The 13,406-nt window shown below is 61.5% G+C and carries 13 protein-coding genes; 5 read left to right on the top strand and 8 right to left on the bottom strand.

Annotated elements, in window-relative coordinates; all coding sequences use genetic code 11:
• Positions 1-96: 96 nt before the first annotated feature.
• The 5 genes from NKH99_RS21810 to NKH99_RS21790 form a co-directional block, all read right to left on the bottom strand.
• Positions 97-942 (bottom strand): transporter substrate-binding domain-containing protein, encoded by an 846-nt coding sequence (locus NKH99_RS21810; RefSeq protein ID WP_353015472.1) that lies wholly within the window; start codon positions 940-942, stop codon positions 97-99.
• Positions 943-1,028: 86 nt separating this feature from the next.
• A complete protein-coding gene (locus NKH99_RS21805) occupies positions 1,029-1,676 on the bottom strand; it encodes a GntR family transcriptional regulator (RefSeq protein WP_352683191.1) in 648 nt (215 codons plus the stop codon).
• Between the two features lie 536 nt (positions 1,677-2,212).
• Positions 2,213-2,590 carry a VanZ family protein gene (locus NKH99_RS21800; RefSeq protein WP_353015470.1) on the bottom strand — a complete coding sequence of 126 codons (378 nt, stop codon included), beginning with the start codon at positions 2,588-2,590 and terminating at the stop codon, positions 2,213-2,215.
• Between the two features lie 656 nt (positions 2,591-3,246).
• Positions 3,247-3,513 carry a DUF6894 family protein gene (locus NKH99_RS21795; RefSeq protein ID WP_352501726.1) on the bottom strand — a complete coding sequence of 89 codons (267 nt, stop codon included), beginning with the start codon at positions 3,511-3,513 and terminating at the stop codon, positions 3,247-3,249.
• Between the two features lie 102 nt (positions 3,514-3,615).
• Positions 3,616-3,807 carry a DUF3606 domain-containing protein gene (locus NKH99_RS21790; protein WP_023719459.1) on the bottom strand — a complete coding sequence of 64 codons (192 nt, stop codon included), beginning with the start codon at positions 3,805-3,807 and terminating at the stop codon, positions 3,616-3,618.
• A gap of 422 nt (positions 3,808-4,229) precedes the next feature.
• Here NKH99_RS21790 and NKH99_RS21785 point away from each other — a divergent pair, with 422 nt between their 5' ends.
• The 3 genes from NKH99_RS21785 (at position 4,230) to NKH99_RS21775 (ending at position 5,638) form a co-directional block, all read left to right on the top strand.
• The gene (locus NKH99_RS21785; protein WP_353015467.1) at positions 4,230-4,529 is read left to right on the top strand and encodes a DUF1236 domain-containing protein; all 300 of its coding nucleotides are present in this window, start codon (positions 4,230-4,232) and stop codon (positions 4,527-4,529) included.
• 139 nt (positions 4,530-4,668) lie between these two features.
• Positions 4,669-5,115, top strand: a complete 447-nt coding sequence (locus NKH99_RS21780) for a hypothetical protein (RefSeq protein WP_352541327.1) — start codon at positions 4,669-4,671, stop codon at positions 5,113-5,115.
• A gap of 181 nt (positions 5,116-5,296) precedes the next feature.
• Positions 5,297-5,638, top strand: coding sequence for a hypothetical protein (locus NKH99_RS21775; protein ID WP_292663955.1), 342 nt, complete (start codon positions 5,297-5,299; stop codon positions 5,636-5,638).
• Positions 5,639-5,702: 64 nt separating this feature from the next.
• Here the strand turns inward: NKH99_RS21775 and ggt are convergent, their stop codons facing one another.
• The 3 genes from ggt to NKH99_RS21760 form a co-directional block, all read right to left on the bottom strand.
• Positions 5,703-7,439: a gamma-glutamyltransferase gene (gene ggt / locus NKH99_RS21770; RefSeq protein WP_353015464.1), complete on the bottom strand. Its 1,737-nt coding sequence runs from the start codon at positions 7,437-7,439 to the stop codon at positions 5,703-5,705.
• A gap of 375 nt (positions 7,440-7,814) precedes the next feature.
• Positions 7,815-9,107 carry an L-rhamnose catabolism isomerase gene (gene rhaI, locus NKH99_RS21765; RefSeq protein WP_353015461.1) on the bottom strand — a complete coding sequence of 431 codons (1,293 nt, stop codon included), beginning with the start codon at positions 9,105-9,107 and terminating at the stop codon, positions 7,815-7,817.
• A 125-nt stretch (positions 9,108-9,232) separates the two neighbouring features.
• Positions 9,233-11,335: a bifunctional rhamnulose-1-phosphate aldolase/short-chain dehydrogenase gene (locus NKH99_RS21760; RefSeq protein WP_352819308.1), complete on the bottom strand. Its 2,103-nt coding sequence runs from the start codon at positions 11,333-11,335 to the stop codon at positions 9,233-9,235.
• Positions 11,336-11,522: 187 nt separating this feature from the next.
• Here NKH99_RS21760 and NKH99_RS21755 point away from each other — a divergent pair, with 187 nt between their 5' ends.
• Positions 11,523-12,332, top strand: coding sequence for a DeoR/GlpR family DNA-binding transcription regulator (locus NKH99_RS21755; protein ID WP_352488252.1), 810 nt, complete (start codon positions 11,523-11,525; stop codon positions 12,330-12,332).
• Between the two features lie 55 nt (positions 12,333-12,387).
• Complete coding sequence (gene rhaS / locus NKH99_RS21750; RefSeq protein WP_352541324.1) at positions 12,388-13,383, top strand: rhamnose ABC transporter substrate-binding protein; 996 nt, start codon at positions 12,388-12,390, stop codon at positions 13,381-13,383.
• Positions 13,384-13,406 lie beyond the last annotated feature (23 nt).

Here is a 13,406-nt window from a genome sequence, read left to right as displayed (position 1 = left end):
TACCCCCGGCATTGATGCCCCCGGCATTGATGCCCCGGCAGGACGAACGGCTCAGCTCCGGAACGTGGTCAGGAATGGCCGTTCGCCGGCAAGCGCTTACTTGACTGGAGTAACGTCGCTCTTGAGCCATTTAAGCGACAGAGTTTTGATCGTGCCGTCGGCGGTCGCGGCGTCGATGGCGCCGTTGAGCATGTCTTTCAGCTTGGTGTCCTCTTTGCGGATGCCGGCCCCTGAGCCAAGACCGAAGAGACCCCCGACAAATCCTGGTCCTGCAAGCGTATAGTCGCTGAACTCCGGCTTGCTCAGCGTGGCGGCCAGCGCTGTCTGTTGCGCGAAGAGCGCGTCGATGCGACCCGCGGCAAGATCGAGATCGTGTTGCTCGGTGGTCTTGTATTCGCGAATCTCGGCGACGTCCGAGAAGTATTTGTTCAGGAATTCCAGGTTCGCCGTTGCAGCCTGAACTCCAATGATCTTGCCCTTCAGCAATGGCTTGAGCTTGTCGATTGCCGCCTGCGAAGAGGCTTCATTGTCCAGCTTGAACCGCTCGTTGGAAATGCCGAGCTTGCCCAGTTCGCTGTCCTTGGCGACCGCGAAACCTGAGGGGTCAACCGCATATGGCTGGGTAAAATCAATGACCTTCAGACGTTTTTCAGTGATGAACATGCTCGCCATGATCACGTCGAACTTGCCGACGGTCAGCGCGGGGATCATGCCGTCCCAGTCCTGTGCGACGATCTTGCACTCGATCTTCATTCGCCCGCACAGATCATTGGCGAGATCGACTTCGAAGCCGTCCAGCTTGCCGTCGGCTGTTGTGAAATTCCAGGGCGCGTAGGCTCCTTCGGTGGCAATGGTAATTGCCTTTGGTGTTTCTTGTGCAACGGCGGCCTGGACCGGGCCGAACAGGACCGACGCAATGGCTGCGATGCGGCTAATTTTCATGTCATTCTCCTCTTTTTTGCCGGTACGGCAGTTCCCTTTCGTCGTGCCGGATTATCTTCCGGCTTCAACGAGTTAGATGGTATTCCCTAGCGGCGGCCGGGACTTGCGAAGTTGGCCAGAAGCGGCGCTGTCTCGACGATATGATCCCGCATGACGATCTCAGCCTTGCCGGCGTCACCTGACCGCAGCACGTCGATCAGGATCTCGTGCTCGGCACGCGCGCTGGCGGGCTTGTCGACATAGTCGAACCAGATGCGCAGGTAGGGTTCGATCACGACGTGCAGGCTGGCAATCTGCCGGACCAGCTTGGGTCGGTTGCTCAGTTGGCAAATCTGCAAATGGAAGGCCTGATGGCGCACGACCCAGTCGCTGCTGCCGGTCTGGCTGGCGCGCTCCATGCGGTCCAGCTGGCGTTCCAGTTCTTCAAGCACTTCGGCATCGATGTGCGGCATGGCAAGCCTCACCGCCAGCCCTTCGAGCACCGAGCGTATTTCAAAGGTTTCGTAGATCTCATCGAGGGTAAGCCCGGCGACGATGCAGCCACGGTTCGGGCGAATGACCACAAGACCTTCCGCGGCCAGTTGGCGGAATGCTTCGCGAACCGGCATGCGGCTCATGCCGATTTCCGTCGCGATCTCTTCCGGGATCAGCCGGTCCCCGGCCCGGTAACGCCCCATCCTCAGGGCCCGCTGAATGTGGCGATAAGCCTCCTCCTCGGCGGTCGTGATGCCCAACGGCTCGATTGCGTCAGCTGCCATGTCCCTGGTCCGATCAGAGCGTATCTGTGTATCCACTTATCCAGTTATCGAAACCTGTGTCAAGCACCGATGCTTGGGCGCTTTAGAATTTCTCTTGTGAGAATAAGCACTTGGCAGGGGAAATCGGGCTAAGCACACCGTGATCGGCTAAGCCGCTGATCGGCCTACTTTTCAACGTCCGGCAAAAAGGCCCGCCGCTCCATTTGCGAAGCGGCGAGGCCCCATATTCGGGGACGATTGCCGGGATTTCCCGGCATTGCCTGCGGTGCAATTCAGGTGCCAGATTTGTTGATCCAAAACGGGTCACCGCACCGGAGGCGCCAACGCGGACCTTCCGCGATCACGCTACTGCCGCGCTTTGCCGTTCCTGCTATGTTACTTTGCGGCGGACGTAATTTTTCCGCCTGGCCGGCGCCCCATCAGGCAACTTACCCCAACGCGCCCCCCAGTGGCGCCGGCCACTTTCCCCTTATTGGGGCACGGGCGCGCCGATTCCGTTATGCGCTTTCGAGCTATGGCAATCCACCGGCGAGCCGCCTTGTCCAGCTTGCAACCATCAGTCCGCACGCGATTCCCGCGCAGTCGGCGACCCAGTCGAATAGATCCGGGTCGCGCCCTATCAGTCGCACGGCCTGAAGCCCCTCGATCGCCGCGCCCGTGAGAACGAGGAGTACGATCAGCTTCGCCTTGCGTTCCGGCCAGCCGAGACTTCCGAGAGCCGCCAGGACGACGAAGGCGGCGGCGTGATTGAGCTTGTCGTGATCAAACGTGAAAGCCAGGCCAAGGCCCCGCAGGACTTGCTCCGGCAAAAGGGCGAACAGCAGAACGCCGGCAAACGCGGCCGTAAAGGCAAACCTTGCCACGATCTGATAAGAATCCAGGCGCGACAAGGATAGAATGGCCTTTCATCCGAAATCTGCAGGGAATACCGCCGGCCGCCATAGTCGCGAGCGAGCGCGGTGTCCAATTTCCGCCGTCGGGGCGTCCGATGCATCGTCAGAATGAATGAATGCCGCGGTTCAGCCGCTGGGCAGGCCGAACTGCTGGGGAGGGCTCTGCAATGGTGCGGCTTCCGCGATCACGCAATTACCTGCTGCGCCGGCGCGGCTACAATCTGGCTGCGGCGGACCTGATTTCCGCTTGGCCGGCGCTGCGTCAGGGCACCTTACCCCATGCCACACGAAGCGGCGCCGGCCAGAATTTCATCGATTGCGTGATGACCGACCCGCGTCAAAAAGCCCGCCGCCCTGTCGGACGACGGGCTCCGTTGCCTGGGCGCCAGGGCGCCGCGGTAGCGACAGATACTACTAATGCTCCCGCAGGCCTCCAATATGCTGCTGCCGAACGGCGTTGCGCATCGGCTAAACAAACGAAGCCCGCGCCTCTGGCGGAGGGCGCGGGCCGATCGGGTTGCACCCGATCTGCAGCAGAAACCTGGGAGGTTCCCGCTGCTTAAGATAACAATTAGAGATTTCTAATGTTCCGCGCCAGGGGAAGATGCCGCTGCACCAGAAATCTGATGGTCGGCGCGATGATGATCGAGCCGTCAGTTCGTGCGCAAGTCGATCCGGAAAATCCGCTCGTCGAAGTGCCGCGTTTCAACGGCAAAGGTCAAAGCCACTTCAAGGACCAGACCGCCACGGTCGTCCCGGACCTTGACTGCAATCCTGCGATGAGGAAGGCCATCCCTGGCCATCTCGGCCAGTGTGCGAAGGGCTTCTTTCCTGACCAGCGGGAGATCGTCATATAACGTTCCCTGATCGTCGGAATAGACAATTCCGTCTTCATCGGAATCGAAGAAGTAGCGGGGCATTGCGCTTGGCCGAAGCGGCGGCATCCGGGCACGTTGTCGATAGCTGGCCGGATCGCGGCCGATCGCGATCAGTGCCTTTCCACCGTTGGCTTCGCCGCCAGCTCACTTGCGCTCGCGCAATGCCTTCACCGCCTGCGAGAGGATCATCCGGTCGCCGCCGGTCCTTTTGATCAGCTTGCTCACCTGGCTGGGCGAAACACCATTTTCCCGCGCGAAATATTCGACCTCATAATATTCATCCGCCGAAACGCGATTGCGGTCGCTGAAGTCTCGCTTGCTCTTGTCATCGGCCATTTCCGCTCTCCTCGCCCCTTCTCTTCGCTTCAGGGGGTCAACTTTGGTGCACGCAGCAATTTGAGGGTTCGCCCGCCACAAAGTGACGCGCGAACCCTTATCGGCGCAGGAAGGGACAGTGCTGCGCAGATGCCGGGTTCGATCGGAATGGAAACAGCCAGGACCGGTGCGAGCAACCGTCGACCTTTTCCATGGAATCCTCCCGGAACGTGCAGCCAGCAACGGCCACGCGCCGCCACGGTTCCGGGTCACGCGGCAAACCCACCCTTTGCGCGCAAGGATCAGACTTAGGTCCTGCGGCAACACGTCGGTTGGTCCCTGCCGGGCGGGACCGAAGCCCCGTCGACGGAACGTTTTCAGCTGCCTTCCGTTCGAGTGAGCCTTGGCGTGAAGAGCGGACCGAGTTCGCAAAGGAGACGACCATGAGAATGCATCTTTCCACCGCGGTGGCGGGATTTTTGCTGCTGGCAGGCCTCGGCGCCGCTGCGGCGCAAGACGTTGTCATCGAACCGCAGCAGGAAACGATCATCAAGGAGTATGTGAAAAAGCAGCCGCTGGCCTCGGTGAAAATCCCTGGGGTGGAGCTCAATATCGGCTCGACGCTCCCCGATACCGTCGAGCTTCATGAAGTCCCCAACGTCAAATACCGCTATGTCGTCGTCGACAACCGCACCGTCGTCGTCGACCCAGGCACGCGCAAGATCGTCAAGATCATCGAGTGACGTGAAAGCTCGGGCAGTCGTCGCCCGCCGCTCGGAAATGCGCGGCGGGCGACGTATGCGTTAGGCGGTTCCTCGGCGTCGTCGCTCAGCAGGAACCCGCCGCACCGTCGAGGGCCGGGGGGCCTCACAGGCAGTTTCAATGCGAACAATCAGCAGACTTTTTGATTCCCATGACCAGGCGGCGCGAGCCGTCGAAGCACTTCAGGCGGCAGGAATTGCGCGCCACCAGATCAGTATCATCGGACCCTACGACGACGAAATCGGCGCCGTCTTGCGCGGTCCAGGCACCGGTGCCGCCCTTGGCGCGGCGGGTTTGTTGGCCGGCCTCGGCGCCTTCGATATCCCCGGCATCGATCCCCTCGGCGCGGGATGGCTGGCATCGGCCCTCGTCGGTGCAGCCTTGGGCTGCGTTGCCGGCAGACTTTTCGGCGCATTGTCCGATATCGGCAAGCAGCCAGGCAAGCCAGATGCCGCACAAGGTGTGATCCTGGTGCTGGCGCATGTCGATGAAAGGCAGGCAGACAGCGCACAGGCGGTGCTTGGGGCTTCCGTTCAGGCAACGCAGTCCTTGGCCAGGGCGGCATGAAGGTTCAGCTCGGGCAAGGCGCTTGACCAGGCCGCGCAGCGGGGCGGCGATCCAAGCGCGAATTCAAAAATCTCTGGCAAGCCGCCGCCAGAAAGTGTTGAACACCGTGCCGATCACATTCGGCGAGCGGTTGCGCTCGGCGAGGCTTGATGATTTGCTGTCGGTTTGCGGAGAACGAATAATGCATGAGCCTGTCGGTCAAGACGAATATGGGTCGACCAGCCCGTTCGATCCGGACGATCTGTCGAGGTTGAACGCAATCGGCCCGAGCGCCGGCAGCAACGATTTCGAGAAATACGCAGTCGCCGTGATCATCGTGTTCGGCGCCCTGATCATCGGTGGCCTGATGGCTGCCGGCTTGAGCTTCGGGCGCCGCAGCACCTTCTTTTTCGCGCTTGGTGGCGCCACCGCGGCATGGATATCCGGCAATGCGCTTCTGCTCGACCGGCCACGCATTTACGCCCTGTTCGTCGGCATCGCGGCGCTGATGCTGATAGCGTCCACGATCGCGCTGGTCACCTGATTCAGAGCGAAATCTTATTGTTGACCATGATCTTATCCGAAAAACCGATTCCCACTTTTGGGGTCTAATACCCGATAGCCTTGCCGGCTGCGGCGCGGCTGTCGATGGCGCCATTGTAGCGGGCGCCGCCACCCTTCTCGATTTCCGCCAGGCTCTTGCCGCCGACCAGGATGCCGGCCGCCTGGCCCCAGGTCGTGTCGGCAAGATCGAGGCGGTAGCCCATGCCGGTAAGCAGCTTTTCGGTATCGGGCGACAGGCCGAAAGGTTCGATATAGACCGTGTCGGGCAACCATTGGTGATGGATGCGCGGCGCGTCGATGGCCTCCTGGATGTTCATACCGTGGTCGACGACGTTGACGATCGCCTCCAGCGTGATGGTGATGATGCGTGAACCGCCGGGGCTGCCGATGACCATGAACGGCTTGCCGTCTTTGGCGAGGATGGTCGGGCTCATCGACGACAGCGGCGTCTTTTTCGGCTCAATCGCATTCGCCTCGCCCTGGACCAGGCCATAGAGATTGGGCACGCCGGGTTTCTGGGTGAAATCGTCCATCTCGTTGTTGAGCAGGATGCCGGTGCCGGCGGCGACAACGCCGGCGCCGAAAGAGCCGTTCAGCGTGTAGGTTACCGCGACGGCATTGCCATCATTGTCGATGATCGAAAAATGCGTCGTCTCGTTGCTCTCGCCAAAACCCTTCGGCATCAATTCCTGCGAGACGCCGGCCCGGAACGGATCGATCTTTTCGCGAATTTCCCTGGCGTAATTCTTGTCGAGCAGTTTTGCGACCGGATTGTCGATGAAACCGGGATCGCCGAGCGCCGAATTGCGGTCGACATAGGCGTGGCGCATCGCCTCGACCATGACGTGAACCGTCTCGGCCGAACCGGCGCCGAGATAGGACAACGGATAGAACTCAAGCACGTTGAGGATCTCGCAGATGATGACGCCGCCGGAGCTCGGCGGCGGCGAGGAAATGATCTCGTAGCCGCGATAATTGCAGGTCACCGGCTTGAGCTCGCGCACCGCATAGCTTTCGAAATCAGCCCTGGCCAGAATGCCGCCCTTCTCGCCACTCGCCTTGACGATGGCGTCGGCGGTCGCGCCTTTGTAGAAGGCATCCGCCCCGCGTTCGGAAATGGCGGCAAGCGAAGCCGCGAGATCGGGCTGAACAAGGCGCTCGCCGACAGCATAGGGCTTGCCGTCCGGCTTGAGGAAAATGGCCGCCGCCGCTGGGTCCCTTGCCAACCGCTCCGCGCCGCCCTGGAGCGAGGCCGCATCGCCCTGCTCCAGCACGAAGCCTTCCTTGGCAAAGCGGATGGCCGGAGCCAGCAAGTCCTGCCGCGACAGCGTGCCGTATTTCTCCCGCGCCATCTCGAAACCAGCGACCGAGCCCGGCACGCCGACCGCCAGATAGCCGTCGAGACTGGCGCCTTTTACCGGCTTGCCGTCCTTGTCGAGATACATGGTTTTGGTCGCGGCCAGCGGCGCGCGCTCGCGAAAATCGAGGAAGGTCGAGCGGCCGTCCTTGAAGCGGATGGTCATGAAGCCGCCACCGCCGATATTGCCGGCGATCGGATAGACCACGGCCAGCGCATAGCCGACCCCGACCGCGGCATCGACCGCGTTGCCGCCCTGCTTCAGCACCTCGACGCCGACCTCAGACGCAAGATGCTGGGCGGTCACCACCATGCCGTGCTCGCCCTTCGCCGGCTGCGGCGAGGCGGCATAGGCGAGGAAGGGTACGAAGGTCAGGGTGAGGGAAAGGCTTACGGCGATTAGCGTTCGGCGGGTGTTGTGCATGGCCGTGCTCCGAGGCGTGGGGTAGGCCTAGGAAACGCGCTTGGAGCGGTTGAGTCTACTGCGAAGATCGAAAGAATCGGGAGGGTTCGCACGCCTGTGCCGGTTCGCCTCGCAACCGCCGTTGCAATCTTCGGCGACTGCAACGGCATGGATCCTAGGGTCTCCGCTGCGTCGCGGAGACCCTAGGATCCATGCCGTTACTTCTGAGCGCCGCAGCGTTGGAAACAAGGCCACGCTTCATCGCGGCTCCCAGAATTTTCACGTTACAGCAATTTTGTTCTTGCTTTGTGCCGGCAGCTATGCTACTAATCTAGCTGTGGTGCTAATTGGCTCCAACGACCCGCCCTTCGTGGCGGGTTTTCATTTTCACCAATATCAAACAATCCCGCCACCGACGCTCGCCACCGCCGGTCGTTCGGCTGCGACCTTCGCTCGGTAGCCGGCGGCGCGGTAGGCGGCGACCGGATCGATGGCGCCGCCGGTCTTCAGCCGCGCCATGGCAAGGATCGGCTCGACGTCGGTGCGATAGGCTGTCTTCAGCGTCTGCGTCGCCATCAGCGCGTCATTGGCATGCTGGAAACCTTCGAGCGCCTTGCGGTCGACCAGCAGCGCCTGAGCATAGGCGCGCTGCACCTCAATTGCCGACAGCATCAGGCTTTCGATCGGGTCGGTGACGTTGTGGCTCTGGTCGAGCATGTGAGCCGGATCGAACCCTTCTGCACCTGAAAGCTCGGCATCGACGAGTTCATTGAAGACAAGGAACAGCCGGTAGGGATCGATCGAGCCGGCGTCGAGGTCGTCGTCGCCATATTTCGAATCGTTGAAATGGAAGCCGCCGAGTTTCTTGAACTGGATCAGCCGCGACACGATCATCTCGATGTTGACGTTGGGGGCGTGATGGCCGAGGTCGACCAGACAGAACGCCTTGTCGCCAAGCTCTTTGGCGATGATGTAATTGGTGCCCCAATCCTGCACGACGGTCGAATAGAAGGCCGGCTCGTACATCTTGTGCTCGGTGAACAGTTTCCAGCCGTCCGGCAGTCCGGCATAGATCTCCTTCATCGCGTCGAGATAGCGCTCGAATGCCTTGGCGAAATTGACCTGGCCGGGAAAGTTCGAGCCGTCACCGATCCATACCGTCAGCGCTTTGGAGCCCAGCGTCCTGCCGATCTCGATGCATTCGAGATTGTGCTCGACCGCCTGCCGGCGTGTTGCTGCATCGGCATGCGACAGCGAGCCGAATTTATAGGAAAGTTTTTGGTCGCTGGCGTCGGAGAAGGTGTTGGAGTTGATGGCGTCGAAGCCGAGGCCGAAGCGGGATGCCGCCTGCTTCAGCCGGTTCGGATCGGCCTTGTCCCAGGGAATATGCAGCGAGACGGTCGGCGTCGCCTGCGTCAATTGCCGGATGACGGCGCAGTCCTCGATCTTGTCGAAAATGTCACGCGGCTCTCCGGCGCCGGGAAAGCGGGCAAAGCGGGTGCCGCCGGTGCCGACGCCCCAGGACGGGATGGCGACGGCGAATTTCTCGACCTTGTCGCGGATGGCGTCGATGGCGATGCCGCGGCGGTCGAGGCGCTCGCCGAGGGACTCGTAGTCGCGCTTGAGATTGGCGTTGCGCGCGGCATTATCTTTCTCGACAACATCGGCGGAGATGATGGTTTCGGACACTAAAGTTTCCTCCCAAATGCGTTCGGTTGGCGCTGCCCCTCATCCGCCTGCCGGCACCTTCTCCCCGTATGGTAACGGGGAGAAGGGTAAAGCTCCGGCGTCGGCGCCAACCCTCAAACGACTGCTTATCGCGTAAAGCTCTGTGCGTTGCCGGCGTCGACGTTGATGATGTTACCGGTCGATTTGGCCGACATATCGGAGGCGAAGAAATAGATCGCCTCGGCGATGTCTTCGGGGAACACCGACCGCTTCAGCATCGAACGCGAGCGGTAGTGCTCCTCGAGATCGTCGGTCGACATCTTGTAGGCGGCGGCGCGCTGTTCCTTCCATTCGCCGCTCCAGATCTTCGAGCCGCGCAGCACGGCGTCGGGGTTGACGACATTGACCCTGATCTGCGCTTCCGCGCCTTCCAGCGCCAGGCAGCGTGCCAGATGGATTTCGGCGGCCTTGGCAGTGCAATAGGCGGCGGCGTTTGGCGATGCGGCAAGCCCATTCTTGGAGGCGACGAAGACGACGTTGCCGCCGATCTTCTGCGCCCGAAACAGCCGGAACGCCTCCCGCGAAACCAGGAAATAGCCGGTCGACAGGATGTCCATGTTCTTGTTCCACAGCGTCAGCGTGGTGTCCTCGATCGGCGCCGAGGAGGCCAGGCCGGCATTGGAGACCAGAATATCGATGCCGCCGAATTCGACCGCCGTTTCGGCAAAGCCGGAGATCACCTGATCCTCGGACGTGACGTTGATGACTACCGGCCGCACGAAATCCTTGCCATAGGCCTTGGCAAGCTCGTCATTGGCGCCGGCAAGGGCTGCTTCGTCGATATCGGCCAGCACGACGCACGCGCCCTCGCGCAGCAGCCGGTTGGCGGTGGCCCGGCCAATGCCGCCGGCGCCGCCGGTGACCAGCGCAATCTGGCCGGCAAGAGCCTTTGGTTTCGGCAGGCGCTGCAGCTTTGCCTCTTCGAGCAGCCAGTATTCGATGTCGAAGGCTTCCTGGTCGGGCAGGCCGACATAGGTCGAGACCGTCGAGGCACCGCGCATGACGTTGATGGCGTTGACGTAGAACTCGCCCGATATGCGCGCCGTCGCCTTGTCGCCGGCGAAGGTGAACATGCCAACGCCGGGCATCAGATAGACGACGGCGTTCGGATCGCGCACCGGTGGCGAATCCGCGTGCTTGCAGCGGTCATAATAGGCCCGGTAGCCGACGCGATACTCCGCCACATCATCGGCAAGACGGGCAATGACGGCATCGACGTCGGGATTTTGGGGGTCGAACTCGATGACCAGCGGTCGGATCTTGGTTCGCAGGAAGTGGTCCGGGCAGGACGTGCCGAGTGCCGCCAGCGGCCGCAAATCCCTGGAATTGACGAATTCGAGCACGGCAGGGGAATCGTCGAAATGGCCGAGCTTGTGGCTGTTCTCCGAGATCAGGCCACGGATCCTCGGCATCAGTTTTGCGGCCGCGGCGCGACGCGCAGGCGCATCGAGGGATTTGACGACTTCGCCGCCGAAAATCGGCTTGCCCTGGCTCTTGCGCTCGAACCAGTCGATCGCCTGGTTGATCACCGAGATCGTCGTCTCGTAGCATTCCTTCGGCGTGTCGCCCCAGCTGAACAGGCCATGACTGGCCAGTACGACACCCTTGGCTTCGGGGTTTTCGCGGCAGAATTTCTCCAGCCACAGGCCGAGCTCGAAGCCCGGACGTTTCCATGGCAGCCAGCCGATCGTGTCGCCGAAGATCTCCTTGGTCAGCGCCTGCGAATCCTTGGCGGCGGCAATGGCGATGATGGCATCGGGATGCATATGGTCGACATAAGGCTTCGGCACGAAGGCATGCAGCGGCGTGTCGATGGAAGCCGCGCGCGGGTTGAGGTTGAAGGTGCAATGGGGCAGATAGCCGACCATCTCGTCTTCATGTTCGAGGCCGCGATAGAGACCTTTCAGCGCGCGCAATTTGTCCATGTAGAGCGTGGCGAAGCCGTCGAGCTTGATCGAGGCGCTGTCGCCGCCCGAGCCCTTGACCCACAGCACTTCCACGCTCTCGCCGGTGAGCGGATCGTTTTGCCAGATCTTGGAGGAGGTGTTGCCGCCGCCATAATTGGTGACGCGCTTGTCGGAGCCAAGAACATTCGAGCGATAGACCAGACGTTCGGGCTCGCTCATTGCTTGCGCTTTTGCGTCATCCCAAAGATTGGCGAGGCGCGTGCCGGAGCGCTTGTCGAGCATAGGTATCCTCCCTTTGGGACACGCAAACGGCGCGGGTCCCTTTTGTACGAATTTCTACGCAAGCGGCGGCCTTGTCAATCACAAACGATCAATATCAGTCATATTGCATTGCACAATGAAATTATCTGATCGGAAATGATTGACACTGCGCGCTTTGGGTGACTAGATGCTCCGGCAGGGAGGAACCATGCACGAGAAAGAGCGCCACAGGATCATTCTGTCCGCCGTCCAGGAAAAGCCTGTGGTGACGGTGCAGGAGATGGTCGACCTGACGGAGTCGTCGGAGGCGACGATCCGGCGCGACATCGCGGCATTGCATGTGCAAAAACGGCTGCGCCGGGTGCGCGGCGGCGCCGAGGCGCTTTCGCCGCCGCAGTTCATCGGCCTTGCCGGCCGGCCCTTTTCCGTCAACGAGACCATCAACGCTTCGCAGAAGCGGGCAATCGCGCGGGAAGCCGTCGAACTGTGCAAGGACGGCGAGCCGATCATCATCAATGGCGGCACCACCACCTTCCAGATGGTGCATTTCCTGACCGGCCGCCGCATGCCGATCTTCACCAATTCCTTCCCGATCGCGGAGCACTTGCTCAGGCACTCAAAGAACACGGTGATGCTGTCGGGCGGCACCATCTACCGCGAGCAGAACATCATCCTGTCGCCGTTCGACAATGACGTGACGCGCAATTTCTACGCGCGCCGCATGTTCATGGGCGCGCAAGGGCTGGGGCCGCTCGGTCTTATGGAAGGCGACCCGCTGCTGATCCAGGCCGAGCAGAAACTGATCGACCAGGCAGACGAATTGGTGGTGCTGGTCGATTCCTCGAAGTTCCGCAAACGCTCGAGCCTGATCCTGTGCGGCCTGTCGCGCATCGCCACGGTGATCACCGACGACGCCATCGAGGATCGCGAAGCCAAGATGCTGGAGACCGCCGGCGTGACGCTGATCATCGCCCGCACAACGGCAACCAACAAGGAAGAATCTTCGCTGCAGGCCTGAGAACCACTCGCGCCCGCAGCGGCGATGGAATGCAACGCTCAAGGGAGGATATTCGATGAGCTTTCTGAAGAAACTGATGGTTACGGCGGCGTTCTCCGCCGCCATGTTCGTGAATGCCGCCTATGCCGAAAACGTCAAGATCGCGCTGGTGGTGAAGTCGCTCGGCAACGGCTTCTTCGACGCCGCCAACAAGGGCGCCGAAGAGGCGGCCAAGGAGCTCGGCGATGTCGACATCATCTACACCGGCCCGACCAAGGCGACCGCCGAAGCGCAGATCGAAGTGGTCAATTCGCTGATCGCCCAGAAGGTCGATGCCATCGCCATTTCGGCGAACGACGCCGACGCGCTGGTGCCAGTGCTGAAGAAGGCGATGCAGCGCGGCATTACCGTCATCTCGTGGGATTCGGGCGTCGCGCCGGAAGGACGCCAGCTTCACCTCAACCCCTCCGATACCAACCTGATCGGCGAGACCATCATCAAGCTGGCCGCCGACTACCTGCCGGAAGGCGGCGATGTCGCCATCCTGTCGGCTTCTTCGACCGCGACCAACCAGAATGCCTGGATCGACGCGGCCAAGAAGGTGCTGCCGGAGAAGTTCCCCAAGATTAAGCTCGTCGCCACCGTCTATGGCGACGACGACTCGGCCAAGAGCACGGACGAAGCCAAGGGCCTGCTGAAGTCCTATCCGAACCTCAAGGCGATCATCGCACCGACCACGGTCGGCGTCGTTGCCGCCGCGCAGGTGGTGACCGATGAAGGCCTGATCGGCAAGGTCAACGTCACCGGCCTGGCGCTGCCGTCGGAGTTCAAAAAGTTCATCGACAATGGCGCCAGCCAGGCGGTTGCGCTGTGGAACCCGATCGACCTCGGCTACTCCGCCGTCTACCTCGCCCACGATCTGGCGGTGAAGAAGGAAGAGGCCAAGCCCGGTGCTACGCTGTCGATCGGCCGCGTCGGCAAGGTCACGCTCGACGACACCAACTCGGCTGCGATGGCTCCGCCCTTCCAGTTCGACAAGTCGAACATCGAAAAGTTCTCCAAGATCTATTGATCCTGGGACCTTCGAAACGGTGC

Origin of the sequence: Mesorhizobium sp. M0854 (genome assembly GCF_040319815.1) — a bacterium.
GTDB lineage: Bacteria > Pseudomonadota > Alphaproteobacteria > Rhizobiales > Rhizobiaceae > Mesorhizobium.
This window is presented reverse-complemented; position numbering and strand designations above follow the sequence as displayed.